This is a genomic window from Rhodoferax sp. SPJ4, from assembly GCF_058216275.1.
Genome location: NZ_JBYZMN010000001.1, coordinates 1,511,295 through 1,526,978 on the forward strand (window position 1 = coordinate 1,511,295; position 15,684 = coordinate 1,526,978).

11 protein-coding genes, 2 tRNA genes and 1 pseudogene are annotated in these 15,684 nt (G+C 66.5%); 5 read left to right on the top strand and 9 right to left on the bottom strand.

Annotated features, from left to right (window positions below):
* Window positions 1-18: 18 nt before the first annotated feature.
* The 9 genes from AC4BAR_RS07345 to AC4BAR_RS07385 form a co-directional block, all read right to left on the bottom strand.
* On the bottom strand, window positions 19-282 hold the full coding sequence (locus AC4BAR_RS07345; RefSeq protein ID WP_490627149.1) for a DUF1488 family protein: 264 nt from the start codon (window positions 280-282) through the stop codon (window positions 19-21).
* Window positions 283-387: 105 nt separating this feature from the next.
* Window positions 388-1,041, bottom strand: a complete 654-nt coding sequence (locus tag AC4BAR_RS07350; protein ID WP_490627150.1) for a LuxR C-terminal-related transcriptional regulator — start codon at window positions 1,039-1,041, stop codon at window positions 388-390.
* 305 nt (window positions 1,042-1,346) lie between these two features.
* Window positions 1,347-4,646 (bottom strand): DUF5801 repeats-in-toxin domain-containing protein, encoded by a 3,300-nt coding sequence (locus AC4BAR_RS07355; protein ID WP_490627151.1) that lies wholly within the window; start codon window positions 4,644-4,646, stop codon window positions 1,347-1,349.
* Between the two features lie 510 nt (window positions 4,647-5,156).
* Window positions 5,157-5,233, bottom strand: a tRNA-Arg gene (locus AC4BAR_RS07360).
* Window positions 5,234-5,314: 81 nt separating this feature from the next.
* Window positions 5,315-6,679, bottom strand: a complete 1,365-nt coding sequence (locus tag AC4BAR_RS07365) for a PQQ-dependent sugar dehydrogenase (RefSeq protein ID WP_490627152.1) — start codon at window positions 6,677-6,679, stop codon at window positions 5,315-5,317.
* 193 nt (window positions 6,680-6,872) lie between these two features.
* Window positions 6,873-6,949 (bottom strand) — tRNA-Pro (locus AC4BAR_RS07370).
* A gap of 43 nt (window positions 6,950-6,992) precedes the next feature.
* Window positions 6,993-8,417, bottom strand: a complete 1,425-nt coding sequence (boxB, locus tag AC4BAR_RS07375; protein WP_490627153.1) for a benzoyl-CoA 2,3-epoxidase subunit BoxB — start codon at window positions 8,415-8,417, stop codon at window positions 6,993-6,995.
* A 57-nt stretch (window positions 8,418-8,474) separates the two neighbouring features.
* On the bottom strand, window positions 8,475-10,178 hold the full coding sequence (gene boxC, locus AC4BAR_RS07380; RefSeq protein WP_490627154.1) for a 2,3-epoxybenzoyl-CoA dihydrolase: 1,704 nt from the start codon (window positions 10,176-10,178) through the stop codon (window positions 8,475-8,477).
* 48 nt (window positions 10,179-10,226) lie between these two features.
* Entirely contained in the window at window positions 10,227-11,117 is an 891-nt protein-coding gene (locus AC4BAR_RS07385; RefSeq protein ID WP_490627155.1) for a helix-turn-helix transcriptional regulator, read from the bottom strand.
* A gap of 118 nt (window positions 11,118-11,235) precedes the next feature.
* On the opposite strand from AC4BAR_RS07385, the gene AC4BAR_RS07390 reads away from it, so the two are divergent.
* The 5 genes and pseudogenes from AC4BAR_RS07390 to AC4BAR_RS07410 all read left to right on the top strand — a co-directional run.
* Window positions 11,236-11,709, top strand: coding sequence for a flavodoxin domain-containing protein (locus tag AC4BAR_RS07390; RefSeq protein WP_490627156.1), 474 nt, complete (start codon window positions 11,236-11,238; stop codon window positions 11,707-11,709).
* A gap of 94 nt (window positions 11,710-11,803) precedes the next feature.
* Window positions 11,804-13,384, top strand: coding sequence for a benzoate-CoA ligase family protein (locus AC4BAR_RS07395; RefSeq protein WP_490627157.1), 1,581 nt, complete (start codon window positions 11,804-11,806; stop codon window positions 13,382-13,384).
* Window positions 13,385-13,389: 5 nt separating this feature from the next.
* Window positions 13,390-14,208, top strand: a complete 819-nt coding sequence (locus AC4BAR_RS07400) for an alpha/beta fold hydrolase (protein ID WP_490627158.1) — start codon at window positions 13,390-13,392, stop codon at window positions 14,206-14,208.
* A 97-nt stretch (window positions 14,209-14,305) separates the two neighbouring features.
* Window positions 14,306-15,493 carry an ABC transporter substrate-binding protein gene (locus tag AC4BAR_RS07405; protein WP_490627159.1) on the top strand — a complete coding sequence of 396 codons (1,188 nt, stop codon included), beginning with the start codon at window positions 14,306-14,308 and terminating at the stop codon, window positions 15,491-15,493.
* A gap of 59 nt (window positions 15,494-15,552) precedes the next feature.
* A pseudogene (locus AC4BAR_RS07410) lies at window positions 15,553-15,684 on the top strand (branched-chain amino acid ABC transporter permease); the annotation flags it as partial.

Here is a 15,684-nt window from a genome sequence, read left to right on the forward strand (position 1 = left end):
CGGGGGGGTGCCCCGCATTCAGAACATGCCGCTTTGCAACAGCACCGGCTGGCCTTTGCTGCGTTCCAAGGCCTTCAGCGCCACCGCCTCGATGCGCTTGCGGTTGGCCTGAAAACCGGCGATCAGATCGCCTTCGGTTGTGCTGTTGACGCCAAAATGGTCCATCAAGGCCTCGTAGGAAATCTCGCACAGGACCGGCTTGCCGTCGACCTTGACCGGAATGACCACGGTGGTGTGGTTCATCGGCCGCCCTGAAACCGCGTGCAGGAATTGAATGTCCATCGGTGTGCCCCGCTGACTGACCACAAAAAACCACACCATCTTTGCGGCCTTGGCGCTGGCTGTCAATCGGCACGGCAACCGATGGGGGGGAGGGTTCCCCAGCCACTAATTCAGCCTCAGCCCCGAGTTCGACAGGAACGCCCGGTAGCGCCCGCTTTGGTTGAGCTTGACGTAGATGTGGTGCAGGTGCGTCTTGACCGTGTTGTCGCTGATCTTCAAGCGCCGGGCAATTTCCTTGTTGCTCAAGGCATCGCCGATCAGACCGAGGATTTGCCGCTCGCGCGCCGTCAGCAGTTCGTGGTCGTCGAGCAAATCCGAAGTGATGCTGGGCGGGGCCGGGAGTTGGCTGCGAATGGCTTCCAGCAACGCCGTGCGTCCGAACCACGCTTCGCCGCGATGGACGGAGACAATGCCCCTGACTTGCAGGGGCGGCTCGCTCGAGGTGAGCAAGCAGCCGCTGGCCCCGCGCCGGACCGAGCCGATGACCGTCGAATGGGTGCAGGCATCACACAGCAGCAGCACACGTGTGGCCGGGCTGACGCGGCCAAGTCTGTCAAGGGTCCGCCAAGTGCTTTCCCCATCGGCCTCGGAATGCGCCAACAGCAGAACGTCAGGCCGCGTGATGGCGGCGCGTGCGAGCACGCCAGACCAGTCCGTGGCCTCGCCCAGAAGGCCACCATCGGCGACCCGCATCAATTTTGTGCACAGGTCCATCGCCACAGCGTGGCTTTTGCAAGCGATAAGCAATTTGATACACATGATTCATGTGTAGTACTTTTTTCATACATTGCACGAAATTTCCGCCTTCAGGAGGGGTCACCAGGGTGAAAAGTAGGCGAGCAATGCGCTTGGCGCAAGCGGATGGGTCGCTGGCATCCTGCGGAGAGGGCAGGCTCACGCACCACCCGGCGCCCGGCGGTGGCAAGACCCATCCAAGAACGGGTCGTCCAGACCACCGGCACGGGATTTCACCTCGGGGCTGGCTTCACCGCGCTGGACGGACATCACGCCCCTGGGCTGCGCAGGGGCGGCTCACTCGTCGCCAGAGGGCAGGCAGGGGCCGCTCAGGGGACGCCGACGATGCCAACCACGACGCCGTCGTCGTTGATGCCGGTGCCATCGATGCCCACAGAGAAGCCATCCGAGTAATAGTCACCGTCACCGTCCACCACCTTGACCACGAAGTCGAGGTGCTGGTCCGCCGAGGGCTGCGACTGCAGGGCGCCGAAGCCACCGATGTCGAACTTGCCGGCGACCCCCTCGATCAGCACCTGGTCATGCACACCGTCGGTGACCCATTCGACCTTGTCGCCCGCCTTCAGCCCCGAGACGATGGCCGAATTGCCCGTCAGATCGGCCGTCACCACCACGCCATTGACCTTGACTTCGATGATGTTCACCTGCGTGCCACTGCCCAGCGCCGCGGTGAAGGCCGTCCCCTGGGGCGCGCCGGCGAGGTTGAAGGCCGTGATCTTCATCGTCGCCGCCGCATTGCCCTGGATCTGCGAGATCGTCGTGAACGAGCTGTTGACCTCGATCGTGCCACCGCCGTACTGGATGTTGTCGGCGTCGTCCGCCTCGTTCTGGTCCAGCCCGCCCGCCGCACCGGACAGGTAGTTGGCCACCGGGTTCTTCACCAGCGTGAAGTACGCGCCCTCTCCAGCGTCGAACATCTGGTTGTTCACACCGATGGTGGTCGGCCCCCCGCCTTGCGAGGTGTTGATGGTGTTGCTCGCATTGGTGAAGGTGCCGTCTGCCTTGAGCGCCACCGTCTTGCCTATCACCACCAGCCCGCTGTCCGCCGTACCCACCGTCCCAAACAGGTTCTGTCCCGACGGCAGCGCATTGAAATCAAATTCCAGGTTGGCTTGCGGGGGGTTCACCAGCACGTCGAAGGTGTAGGTGCCGGCACCGCTCTCGTTCAGCCTGAGCTGGTAGTAGGCCGTGTCGCCGGTGTTGCCGATCACGCCGTCACCGTTGGTGTCGGCCCAGTACTTCACGCTTTGCGCGTCTGGCGCGAGCACCCCGGTCAGCAAAATGCCGTTGGTGGTGAGGGAGGTGGTGTACTCCGTCACCGTGTAAGGCACCGGGTTGGGATCGGCGCCAACCACACCGGCCAGCGACTTCGTGACGGTGGAGCCGGCCGCGAAGTCGACGATGCTGTCGGGGATCGGCCCGATGGCCGGGCCATCGTCCTTGAAGACCAGCAGCTGGCCGATGTTCAGCGCCGCGGAGGCGCTGTCACCGTCGCCGTCGTGCGCCGTGGCCGTCAGCACGACCAGGTTGGCGGCGGCCAGCGTCTTGGACTCGTCCGGGTCGGCCGTCGGGTGCACGATGGCGCGCAACTGGTCCAGCGTCACGTTGCCCGAGCCGTCCACGCTGACCGTGAACACCAGGTCGTTGCTGGTGGCCGTGCGGCCCTGGACCACCCCACCGACCAGCGACAGCACCACGGCCTGCCCGGTCACCGTGTCGACCAGTCCAGCGTTGCCACCCAGCGTGGACAGCGCGTAGCTGGTGGGCGTGGCGCCCGCGCCGTCGGCGCCATAGACGGGCGAGAACTGGGCCGCGAAGGCCCCGCTGGCCGGGGTGGCGAGCAGGTTGCTCTCGTCAACGGTGAGCGTGGGCGCACCCACCGCGGTACCTGTGATGGACGGGCCATCGTCCTTGAAGACCAGCAACTGGCCGATGGCCAGCGCCGCGGAGGCACTGTCACCGTCGCCGTCGCTGGTGGCGGCCGTCAGCACGACCAGGTTGGCGGCAGCCAGCGTCTTGGATTCGTCCGGGTCGGCCGTCGGGTGCACGATGGCGCGCAGCTGGTCCAGCGTCACGTTGCCCGACGCGTCCACGCTGACCGTGAACACCAGGTCGTTGCTGGTGGCCGTGCGGCCTTGGACCACCCCACTGACCAGCGACAGCACCACGGCCTGCCCGGTCGCCGTGTCGACCAGTCCAGAGTTGCCACCCGGCGTGGACAGCGCGTAGCCGATGGCCGTCGCGCCGTCGGTGCCCGAGACGGCCGTGAACTGGGCGGCGAGCGCGCCGCTGGCCGGGGTGGCGAGCAGGTTGGTCTCGTCCACGGTGAGCGTGGGCGCACCCGTCGCCGTGCCCGTGATCGAGGGCCCATCGTCCTCGAAGCGCACGTTGTTCAGCGGCACGACAGACGACGAGGGCTCGTTCGCGCCGAAGCTGCCGATGTCGAACTTGCCGGCGACCCCCTCGATCAGCACCTGGTCATGCACGCCGTCGGTGACCCATTCGACCTTGTCGCCCGCCTTCAGCCCCGAGACGATGGCCGAATTGCCCGTCAGATCGGCCGTCACCACCACGCCATTGACCTTGACTTCGATGATGTTCACCTGCGTGCCACTGCCCAGCGCCGCGGTGAAGGCCGTCCCCTGGGGCGCGCCGGCGAGGTTGAAGGCCGTGATCTTCATCGTCGCCGCCGCATTGCCCTGGATCTGCGAGATCGTCGTGAACGAGCTGTTGACCTCGATCGTGCCACCGCCGTACTGGATGTTGTCGGCGTCGTCCGCCTCGTTCTGGTCCAGCCCGCCCGCCGCACCGGACAGGTAGTTGGCCACCGGGTTCTTCACCAGCGTGAAGTACGCGCCCTCTCCAGCGTCGAACATCTGGTTGTTCACACCGATGGTGGTCGGCCCGCCGCCTTGCGAGGTGTTGATGGTGTTGCTCGCATTGGTGAAGGTGCCGTCTGCCTTGAGCGCCACCGTCTTGCCTATCACCACCAGCCCGCTGTCCGCCGTGCCCACCGTCCCAAACAGGTTCTGTCCCGACGGCAGCGCGTTGAAATCAAACGCCAGGGCGGAGCCAGCCGCCACCCCCAGCCCACCCAGCAGCAACGGGTCATCGGCGTTGGTGGTGACGGGGTTGGCAAGCGGCTCGAACTGCGCCATCCAGACCGTCGCAGCGGTGAGCGTTGCGTTGGCGTCCATGTAGAGCGCGAACACGATGTCGCCCGTGGTGTCCACGCCCAGCACCACGCGGTTGCCCAGCGCCGAAGCGGAGGCAAACAGGCTGATCGCCCCACCGTTCACAGCAAAAAGCCCGCTGGGTGCACCGGGCTGGCCGCTGCCATACACCGGCAAGGCTGCGCCGGTGGTGGTGCTGAACCCGAGGCTCACGACGGCACCGTCGGCCGTCACCGTGATCAGGTTGGCCGCGCTCTTGGCCGCGCCCAAAAACTGCAAACCGCCGGGCAATGTGCTGGTGAACGCCGTCGGCAGGTCCGCCACATTGATGTCGTTGTCGTTGTTGTCTTCGGTCCCGAGCGGGACACCACCGGTCTGTAGCAGGGCCGATTCGTCCAGCGTGACCGACCCATTCAAAGTCACCAGTGCAGCCATGATCTTCTCCACAAGTGCAGCGACCAAAGAACGGCTTGGCCGCAGAGCCATGAGACCCGAAGGAAAGCCGCACGCGGGCGGCAAACCGGCGGAGGGGAAAGCACCTGGCTGATGAAGGGGGCGTTGTCGCCGAGGCAATCGCCTGGGGCACGCTGATCTTCCGGTCACGCTCGCGAGGCATGGCCGGCTCCTCTTCCCTTTTCCTCTTCGCTTGTTCTCTCTGGAACAGGGTTTGACGATACCCAGAAGCCCGGCATTCTCAATACACCGGATGGAGTACGAAGCGGGCCGCTCAGGGGCGACAGGCCACCCGGTGCGGCACCGGGCCGTGGGAGGAGAAGGCAGGAGGTGTGGGCCTGGCACCGGAGGGGGCCGACGCGCAGCGGCGCTCGCCGCTGCGGGTGGCAACAGGTGCTTGCCGAGATGCCCTGGGATCGAAGCAGCCCCACCCGGAAAAGCCAGCCATGGCGCGGGTTGTGGGCTGTCGGCAGCGGGTGTGAAGGGCTGATTTGGCCTGCCCGGAGGGGATCGAACCCCCGACCCACAGCTTAGAAGGCTGTTGCTCTATCCAACTGAGCTACGGGCAGATGCGGGCGCCTTGGTCACGCGTCGTCGTCGTCACCGTCGCCCCACCCGTGGATGATACCGGCGTCGGTGGTGCGTCCGCGTCAGCGAACGGGCGGGATCGGTGTGGTCGCGGGCCGGTCGGCCACCACCCGCCAGACGGTGTTGCCCACGTCGTCGGCCACCAGCAGCGCCCCCCGGGCATCGACGGCCACGCCCACTGGACGGCCCATGGCCTCGCCGTCGCTGTTGACAAACCCGGTCAGGACCTTGATCGGTGGGCCTGAGGGCTGACCTTGCCGGAAGGGTACAAAAATGACCTGGTAGCCGCTGCGTGGCCAGCGGTTCCACGAACCGTGCTGGCCAATGAACATGCCGCTGGCAAACTCGGCTGGCAACGCATTGCCGGCCGACCAGGCCAGCCCCAGCGGGGCGGTGTGGGCGCCCAGCGCGTAGTCGGGCACGATGGCCTTGGCCACCAGATCAGGGCGTGCCGGCGCAACCCGGGTGTCCACCTGCTGGCCGTAGTAGCTGTAGGGCCAGCCGTAGAAACCGCCATCCTGCACGCTGGTCAGGTAGTCGGGCACCAGGTCGCTGCCCAGCTCGTCGCGTTCATTGACCACGGTCCAGAGCTTGCCGGTCACCGGTTCCCAGGCCATGCCGTTGGGGTTGCGCAGACCCGACGCAAAAATGCGGTGGGTGCCGGTGGCGGGATCGACCGCCCAGATGGCCGCCCGGCCCTCTTCGGCGGCCATGCCGCGTTCGGCCACGTTGCTGTTGGACCCGACCGTGACAAACAGCGTCCGGCCATCGGCACTGGCAATGACGTTCTTGGTCCAATGGTGGTTGATGCTGCCGCCAGGCAGGTCGACCACCTTGCGGCCCGGCGCCCGGATGCTGAGATCGCCGGTGCTGTAGGGAAAGCGCAGCAAGGCGTTGGCGGTGGCCACGTAGAGGTCCTGGCCCACCAGCACCATGCCAAAGGGCGAGCTCAAGCCCTCCAGCAGCACCGAGCGGACGTCGGCCACGCCATCGCCATCGGTGTCGCGCAGCAGCGTGATGCGGTTGGCGCTGGGCACCGCAGCCCCGGCCCGCTTCATCACCAGGCCCATGGCCCAGCCCTTGAGGCCCTGGGCGTCGTCCGGCTTGGGCGGTGCATTGGTTTCCGCCACCAGCACATCGCCGTTGGGCAACACGTAGAGCCATCGGGGGTGGTCCAGCTGGCGGGCGAAGGCGGCCACCCGGGTGCCAGGCGCCGCCTGGGGCCGGCCGTCCACCGTCCAGCCCACAGCGGGGGCAATCAGCACCGTGGGCACCCAGGCGCTCTGCGGCGCCGGCAGCACCGGGTGGGGTCCGACGTCGGCGCCCGGGGGCAGCCGGGCCACGCCACCGCAACCGGCCAGAGCGGCCAGGGCAATGGCGGATGCTGCACAACGGTGCGGCCACAAGGGGTTGGTTGCTGGGCCCATGGTCTTCTCCTGGAGGTGCAATGCGCCTCAGGCGCGGACATCGGCCTGGCATTGCGGCTTTGCAGCTTAGGGCCTGGTTGCCTGCCTGTCTGTAAGCCAGCGCCCAAAGCGGCGCCGGGTTGGTGCGCGGTGCCTGGGCGACCGGGCAAAGAAAAAGGGTCAGTCTGCATTCACAGACTGACCCTTCAGATGGTGGTCGGGGCGAAAGGATTCGAACCTTCGACCCTCTGGTCCCAAACCAGATGCGCTACCAGGCTGCGCTACACCCCGACAGCTCGCATTCTACCCTGCCGGGTGGGTGTTTTCCCGAGGATCAGAGCTTGACGTACTCGTAGTCCACCGTGTTGGCGTTGATGCCGCGGTCGGGCGGCGCAATCCAGCCGGCCATCTTGCCCGGCGCGGTGACGCGCTGCATCAGGCTCTTCACAAAGGTTTTGTCGGCGTCGGTGGGCAGCCACTGGTCCTTGCGGGCCTCGAACTCGGCGGCCGGGATGGGCTGGCCTTCGGGGTCGGTGTGCATGCCGGCCCAGGTGCCCACGGCGCGGCGGAAACGGGTGGATGGCAGCTTGAACTCAAAGCCGATGCCAGCCCGCTTGACCATCATGTTCCAGCGGGTCAGGCCCAGGTTGCAGTCCTTCACATACTCCAGCCGGGTGATCTCGTTCATGCCGTTGCGCACCGAAATGGTCTCGTTCTTCAGGCCGCCCTGGCCGTCCGGCACCTGCAGCGTCATCTCGGTGTCGGACTCCACATGGTCGGCAAACTTGGCCTCGTCCGGCCGGCCCTTGATGCCGTTGGCAAAGTAGTTGGCGGCGTTGCTGGAGGCCTCGGAGCCGAACAAATCCAGCGAGCTGGTGAACCAGAAGTTCATGAACTTCTGGATGGTGGGCAGGTCCACCACGCCGGCCTGGCGCAGCGTGGCCTGGTCGTCGGTGTCCAGTTCCTTCATCACCTCCAGCGTGCGCTTGATGACGCGGCCCACGCCGGTCTCGCCGACAAACATGTGGTGGGCTTCTTCGGTGAGCATGAAGCGGCAGGTGCGGGCCAGCGGGTCGAAGGCGCTTTCGGCGAAGCTCTTCAGCTGGAACTTGCCGTCGCGGTCGGTGAAGTAGGTGAACATGAAAAAGCTCAGCCAGTTGTCCATGGGCTCGTTGAAGGTGCCCAGGATGCGCGGCTTGTCGGCGTCGCCGCTGTGGCGGGTCAACAGCTCTTCGGCTTCCTCGCGGCCGTCGCGGCCGAAGTGGGCGTGCAGCAGGTACACCATGGCCCACAGGTGGCGGCCCTCTTCCACATTCACCTGGAACAGGTTGCGCAGGTCGTACAGGCTGGGTGCGGTGTGGCCCAGCAGGCGCTGTTGCTCCACCGAGGCGGGCTCGGTGTCGCCCTGGGTCACGATCAGGCGGCGGAAGGTGGCGCGGTACTCGCCCGGCACTTCCTGCCAGACGTCCTGGCCCATGTGGTCGCCAAAACCGATCTTGCGGCCCTCTTCCTTGTCGGCCAGGAAGATGCCCCAGCGGTAGTCGGGCATGGGGGTGTAACCGTAGCTGGCCCAGCCGGACGCGTCCACACCCACGGCGGTGCGCAAATAGACCTCGTTGGCCTTGAAGTCGCTCGGACCCATCTCGTCCCACCAGTTCAGGAAGGCCGGTTGCCAGTGCTCGAGTGCGCGCTGCAGCTGGCGGTTTTCGCCGAGGTGAACGTTGTTGGGAATCAGCGCCTGGAGGTCAATGGTGCTCATGGTTTTGCCTGCGTTTTGTCTACAGTTTTGCCAATATGGGCGGGTTGCTTAAAAAAATCAGATGCGCTTCCAGTCGAAGCGGGCCTTCTTGCCCGAGCCGAACAGCTTCAGCGCACCCTCTTCGCCCACCGCGTTGGGGCGGATGAAAATCCAGTTCTGCCAGGCGCTCAGGCGGCCGAAGATGCGGGTCTCCATGGTCTCCTTGCCGGGGAAACGCAGCGAGGCTTCCAGGCCGGTCATGGCGTCGGGTGACAGGCTGGCGCGCTCCTCCAGCATGATGCGGATTTCGTCGTCCCAGTCGATGTCGTCCGGGGTCAGCGTCACCAGGCCCAACGCCAGTGCCTGGTCGGCACGCAACGGGCTGTCGCCCAAGGCCTGCAACGCGGTGATGGTGGCGGTGTCTTCGCAGAAACGGGTTTGTAAACGGGTCAGGCCGTTCACCGCCGGGAACCAGCCGAAGTTGGCCGCGGTGAGCTGCAATGCGGGCGCCGAATCCGGTGCATCGGGCAGGTCCAGCATGTAGATGCGGTCACAGGCCAGGGCCAGTTCATAGAAGCTGCCGGCGAAGCACGAGCCGGCGTCCACCAGTGCGATCAGCGAGCGGCTGGTCACGTCCAGCCGGGCCAGCGTGCGGCGCAGCGCACCGGTGGTCTCGCGCACCAGCCAGTGGTCTTTCAGATCGGCCAGCACCTGGTCCATGCGCACCACCTGCTGGGCGTCGCCCCGGGTTTTGAGCACCCAGGTGCCGACGTCCAGCTCGTTGGTGCGCAGGTTCAGGATGGCGTCGTCCAGCTCGCGCTGCAGCTGCAACGGGTACCAGCCGGCGCCAGCGGCCTCAATGGCCTCGGGCGTTGATTCAATGGCCGCCGCCGGCGCCCGCAGCGTGACGGTGGCGATGCGGGCGGCGCGGTCCACCGCCACATCGACCAGGCCGTAGTGGTAGCCGGCGTCGTCGATCTGCGCATGCACCGGTGTCAGCGTGATGCCTTGAAGGCCAGCGGCACGGGTGGACTGAGCGCGCAGCGCGTCAATTTCCGCGGCCACCAGGGACTGGAAATGCTGCGGCTTGGCGTGGCCGTCGATCAGCTTCCAGGCGGTGGCACGGTCGGCGCGCACGCCCTCGCTGGTGGTGCAGAAGATGTCGGCCAGGTCGCGCCGCACCTTGCGTTTGTCGGTCACCCGGGTCAGGCCGCCGGTGCCGGGCAACACGCCCAGCAGCGGCACCTCGGGCAGGCTCACGGTGGAGGAACGGTCGTCCACCATCACGATGCGGTCACAGGCCAGGGCCAGCTCATAGCCACCGCCAGCGCAGGCGCCGGTGACGGCGGCCAGGCTTTTCAGACCGCCGTGGCGTGACGAGTCTTCCAGGCCGTTGCGGGTTTCGTTGGTGAACTTGCAGAAGTTCACCTTCCAGCCGTGGCTGGACAGGCCCAGCATGTAGATGTTGGCGCCCGAGCACCAGATTTTTTCCTTGCCACTTTCGAACACCACCACCTTGACCGAAGGATGCTCGAAGCGGACGCGGTTCAGCGCGTCGTGCAGCTCGATGTCCACGCCCAGGTCGTAGCTGTTGAGCTTGAGCTTGTAGCCGGGCTTGATGCCACCGTCCTCGTCGATGTTCAGCTTCAATCGGGCCACATCGCCGTCGACGCTCAGGGCCCAGTGCCGGTAGCGGCTGGGGTCGGTGGCAAAGCGCACCAGCTCCCGGGTTTCGCCGTTCAGGGTGTGCTGGAACAACAAGGCTTCGTTGGGGGCGTTCATCGGTGTCTCCTGGGGGCGTCTGTCGGTGTTTTTGTGGGAACCAGCGGTTCAGCGGGCGGGGTCGGGCAGCGGCTGGGCCACGGCCCGCTCCAGGTCCTTGAGGGATTGCTTGAGGCTGCGTGCGGCGGTGTCCACCACCGCGTCGGCGCGGGCATACAGCGCCTCGCGGCTGGCCAGGATGCGGCGGATGTCTTCCAGCGCCTCGTTGGTGGCGCCGCTGGTGGTATCGAACGGCCGCATGTCGCCCTGCGCCACCACCCGCGCCATGTGCTCCTCGGGGCTGGCCTTGAGCCAGACGCAGTAGAAATGGCTTTGCAGCAAATCGAAGGTTTCGCGCTCACTGACGATGCTGCCGCCGGTGGTCATGACCACGCCGTCTGCATGTTCTTCGGCGATGCGGAACAGCGCGCGCCGCTCGTAGCGGCGGTAGCCGGCCTGGCCGTGCAGCAGCAAAATTTCGTTCATGCTGGTGCCGGCCTCGCGCTCGGTCTCGCGGTCCAGTTCCACAAAGGTAATGCCGCGCTGCGCAGCCAGCTGCGCGCCCAGCGTGGACTTGCCAGCACCGCGCAGGCCGATCAGTGCCAGACGCCGCTCACGGCCCTGGGCCATGCCCAGCCCGTAGGTGGACGCAATCAGCGGGTAGGCCTGGTCCAGCTGGGCGTCGTCCAGCCGGGCCAGCAGGCTGTGCACGCGCGCCAGCGCCGGGCGGGGCGCGTCCTGCAGCAGTTCGATCAGCGAGATGTTGAGGGCATGGGCCGCGGCTTCCAGCGAGTTGATGGACACATTGCCCTTGCCCGCCTCCACGTCGGCCAGGAAGCGTTCGCTCAGGCCAGAATCGGCGGCCAGCTGCTTGCGTGTCATGCCGCGCCGCGCCCGCCAGGACCGCACCCGCGCGCCCAGCTCCACCAGCGTGGCTTTGGCGTCAGACTCGGGGGGCATGAGCACGGCGTACAACCTTTGTGAACAACAGAGAAACCGTTGGCGGGCCAACCGTGTTGCAGTATACTTCTTATTACTCAATTATCAAGCAGTTTACTGCAGATCACCGGAGCGGTCGATGAAACTCAGGATTTTGGTGGGCACCATGACCAGCACCGCCGACTACGTGGCCCAGGCCATTCAGATGGATTGCGCCGACCTGGTGGCCGACATCGAGGTGCTGCCCATGGACGACCTGGACATTGGCGTGTTCACCGGCCAGCCCAATGACGACACGCTGTACCTGGTTTGCACATCCACCTACGGCTCGGGCGACGTGCCCGACAACGCCCGCAAGCTCTACGAGTCCATGGACAGCCAGCCGGCCTTTCTGGGCAGTGTGCGTTTTGGTGTGATCGCGCTGGGCGACCGCACTTACCTGCAAACCTTCTGCCATGGTGGCATCAAGTTCGACGAACGGCTGCGTGACCTGGGTGCTCAGCGCGTGGGCGAGGTCTGGTGCCACGACGCCAGCAGCGGCACGCTGGCCGAGTCCGAGGCCACCGTTTGGTGTCGCGAGTGGCTGGCCCAGGCGCTGAGCCCGACCGCCTGAGTTTTTTACAAGTCGCCCACAGAGGCGCTGGCCGGTGCAGACAGGCACTGGACCATTGACCACAATGCCGGTACCGTTGCCGGTTGGAGACCGCATGCACCTCAGCCACGCCGACCACTCGGCCCACCCCCCGCGGGTGGACATCCCGCGCGACTTCAATGCCGCCCATGACCTGCTGGCCCGCAACGCCGGCCGGGCCGACAAGCCGGCCTTCGTCAACGCGCTGAACGGCGCCAGCCTCAGCTACGGCCAGCTCACCGACCAGTGCCACCGCTTTGCCAACGGCCTGCGGACCCTGGGCGTGCCGCGCGAGGCCCGGCTGCTGCTGTGTGCACTCGACACGCCCGAATGGCCCGTGGCCTTTCTCGGGTCCATCCTGGCCGGTGTGGTGCCGGTGGCGGTGAACACCTTGCTGACCACCCAGGATTTCGACTTCATGCTGCGCGACTCGCGGGCGCAGGTGCTGGTCGTCTCCGAGGCCTTGCTGCCGGCCTTCGAGCCGCTGCTGGGGCAGATGCCTGGCCTGCAGGTGATCGTCTGCAACACGGAGAAATCCGAACGCTTCACCACGCTGGGCGGCCTGGTGGCAAGCGCCGACGCCAGCCCCGCGGTGGCCGACACCTGCGCCGACGAGGCCTGCTTCTGGCTTTACTCCAGCGGCTCCACCGGCTCGCCCAAGGGCACGGTTCACCTGCATTCGCACATGGTGCAAACCGCAGAGTTGTACGCCCGTGGCGTGCTGGGCATCCGCGAGAACGACGTGGTGTTTTCCGCCGCCAAGCTGTTTTTCGCCTACGGCCTGGGCAATGGCCTGAGTTTTCCGATGAGCGTGGGCGCCACCACGCTGCTGCTGCCGGAGCGCCCCACGCCGGCCGGCGTGTTCAAGGTTTTGCAAGACCACCGGCCCAGCATCTTTTACGGCGTGCCCACGCTGTACGCCGCGCTGCTGGCCGACCCCGCCCGCCCACCGAAAGCGGCGCTGGGCCTGCGCGTGTGCACCAGTGCCGGCGAGGCCTTGCCGGCCGAGATCGGCCGCAAATGGGTGGCCGAGTACGGCTGCGACATCCTGGACGGCATCGGCTCGACCGAGATGCTGCACATCTTCCTGTCGAACCGTCCCGGCGCGGTGCGCTACGGCTCCACCGGTCAGGCCGTGCCCGGCTACCGGCTGCGGCTGGTGGCCGACGACGGCCATGAGTGCGGCGTGGACGAGATCGGCGAGTTGCAGGTCAGCGGGCCCAGCGCGGCCCTCATGTACTGGAACAACCGCGAGAAAACCAAACACACCTTTGCCGGCGAATGGACCCGCAGCGGCGACAAGTACACGGTGGACGCCGACGGCTATTACACCTATGGCGGGCGCAGCGACGACATGCTCAAGGTGGGTGGTATCTACGTCTCACCTTTCGAGGTCGAGGCCACGCTGATGCAACACCCGGCGGTGCTGGAATGCGCGGTGATCGGCAAGCAAGACGGCGAGGGCCTGACCAAGACCAAGGCCTTTGTGGTCTTCAAGGCCGGTAAGAGCGCCTGCGAAGACGAGCTGAAGGCCTTTGTCAAAGACCGGCTCGCGCCCTACAAATACCCGCGCTACATCGAGGTGGTGGCCGAGCTGCCCAAAACCGCCACCGGCAAGATCCAGCGCTTTCGCCTGCGCCAGCGCGAACAGGCCTGATCACCATGACCATCCGGCACGCCCGCATCGCCTTCGACGGGCGCGAGGTCGATCTGGAATACGCCTGGGTGGGCAGCGCCGACCCGCGTGCGCCTGTGCTGGTGTTCCTGCACGAGGGCCTGGGCTCGGTCAGCCTGTGGCGGGACTACCCGCGCCAACTCAGTACGGCGCTGGACGTGCGTGGCCTGGTGCTGTCGCGCGAGGGCTATGGCCAGTCCACGCCCCGGCGGCCAGACGCGCAGTGGCTCCCCGACTTCATGCACCGCCAGGCCCGCGAGGCCATGCCCGCGCTGTTGCACACACTGGGCGTGTGGGATTCCCGGCGGCCGGTGTCGCTGTTTGGCCACAGCGATGGCGCCTCCATCGCCTTGCTGATGGCGGCTTTTTTCCCCGCACACATCGCCAGCACGATCAGCCTTGCCGCCCATTTGTTCGCAGAAGACCTGTCGATCGCCAGCATCCAGGCCGTCACCGACAGCTACCGAAGCAGCGGCCTGCGTGAGCGCCTGGCCCGCCACCATGCCGACCCCGATTCGGCCTTCCACGGCTGGAGCGATGCCTGGCTGCGGCCGGCCTTTCGCCAATGGAGCATCGAGGCCGAGCTGGCCCGCATCCAGGGGCCGCTGCTGGCAGTGCAAGGGGTGGACGACGAGTACGGCACGGTGGCCCAGCTGGACGCCATCCAGCGCGCTGTGCCCCACGCCCACACCCGGGTGCTGCCGGCCTGTGGCCACTCGCCGCACCGCGACCAGCCGGAGGCACTGACCGCCCTGGTGCAGGCCTGGTGGGCGGCCGAGGGCGCGCCCAAGGGTTTTTTCGAGTGAGGCGCGGCTTGCCAATGCACCATACTTCATGTCTGACACTCCGGGTCGCCAACCAGGCCGGCCATTTCCCGAACACCACACCACCGAGGAAGCACCCATGACCACTCGCCGCCATGTCCTGACCCGCAGCGCCGCCCTGGTGGGCGCCGCGTCATCCGGCCTGCTGTTGCCCCCATGGGCCAGCGCCCAGACCGGCAAACTGCGGGTGGGCCTGATGCTGCCTTACACCGGCACCTTCGCCCAGCTGGGCGTGGCGATTGAAAACGGCTTCCGCCTGGCGCTGGCCGAGCAAGGCGGCAAGCTGGGCGGCCGCGAGGTCGAGTTCTTCAAGGTCGACGACGAATCGAATCCCGCCAAGGGCGTGGAAAACGCCTCCACGCTGGTGCAGCGCGACAAGGTCGACGTGATCGTCGGCACCGTGCACTCTGGTGTGCAGATGGGCATCCAGAAGGTCGCGCGCGACAGCGGCGTGCTGAGTCTGATTCCCAACGCCGGCGCCCATGCCGCCACCCGCGCACTGTGCGCCCCCAACGTCTTCCGCACCAGCTTCACCAACGCCCAGCCCACGCTGGCCCTGGGCAAGGCCATGGTGGACCGCGGCCACAAAAAGGCGGTCTGGATCACCTGGAAATACGCGGCCGGCGACGAGGCCTTTGAAGGCTTCCGTGAAAGCTACACCGCCGCCGGCGGCAGCATCGTCAAGGAGCTGGCCCTGCCCTTCCCCAACGTGGAGTTCCAGGCCCTGCTGACCGAGATCGCCGCGCTCAAGCCCGACGCCGTGGCCTGCTTCTTTGCCGGTGGCGGAGCGGCCAAGTTCATCCGCGACTACGCCGCGGCCGGCCTGAAGGACAAGATCCCGCTGTATGGCTCGGGCTTTCTGACCGAAGGTGTGCTGGACGCGGCCGGCCCGGCGGCCGATGGCATCCTGACGACGCTGCACTACAGCGATTCGCTGGACACGCCGCGCAACAAGGCCTTCCGCCTGGCCTACGCCAAGCAGTACAAGCTGCAGCCCGACGTGTACGCGGTGCAGGGCTACGACACCGGCCTGCTGCTGGTGCAGGGCGCCAACGCGGTCAAGGGCGACCTGGCCAACAAAAAGGCCTTGTACGCCGCGATGGAGGGCGCTGTCATCGACAGCCCGCGCGGCAAGTGGAAAATGAGCCCGCAGCACAACCCGGTGCAGGACATTTACCTGCGCCAGGTGAAGGACAAGGAAAACAAGGTGATCGGTGTGGCCGCCAAGGCGCTGGCCGACCCCGGCACCGGCTGCAAAATGGGCTGACCGGCCTTTTCACTGGCCCCCAACGGGAGTCTCGGCTCCCGTTTTTCATTGGTGTTGTGATGGATTTCCCCAACTTCCTGATCCAGCTGCTCAACAGCGTGCAGTACGGCCTGCTGCTGTTCATGCTGGCGGCCGGCCTGACGCTGATCTTCGGCATCATGGGCGTGGTCAACCTGGCCCACGGCAGCTTC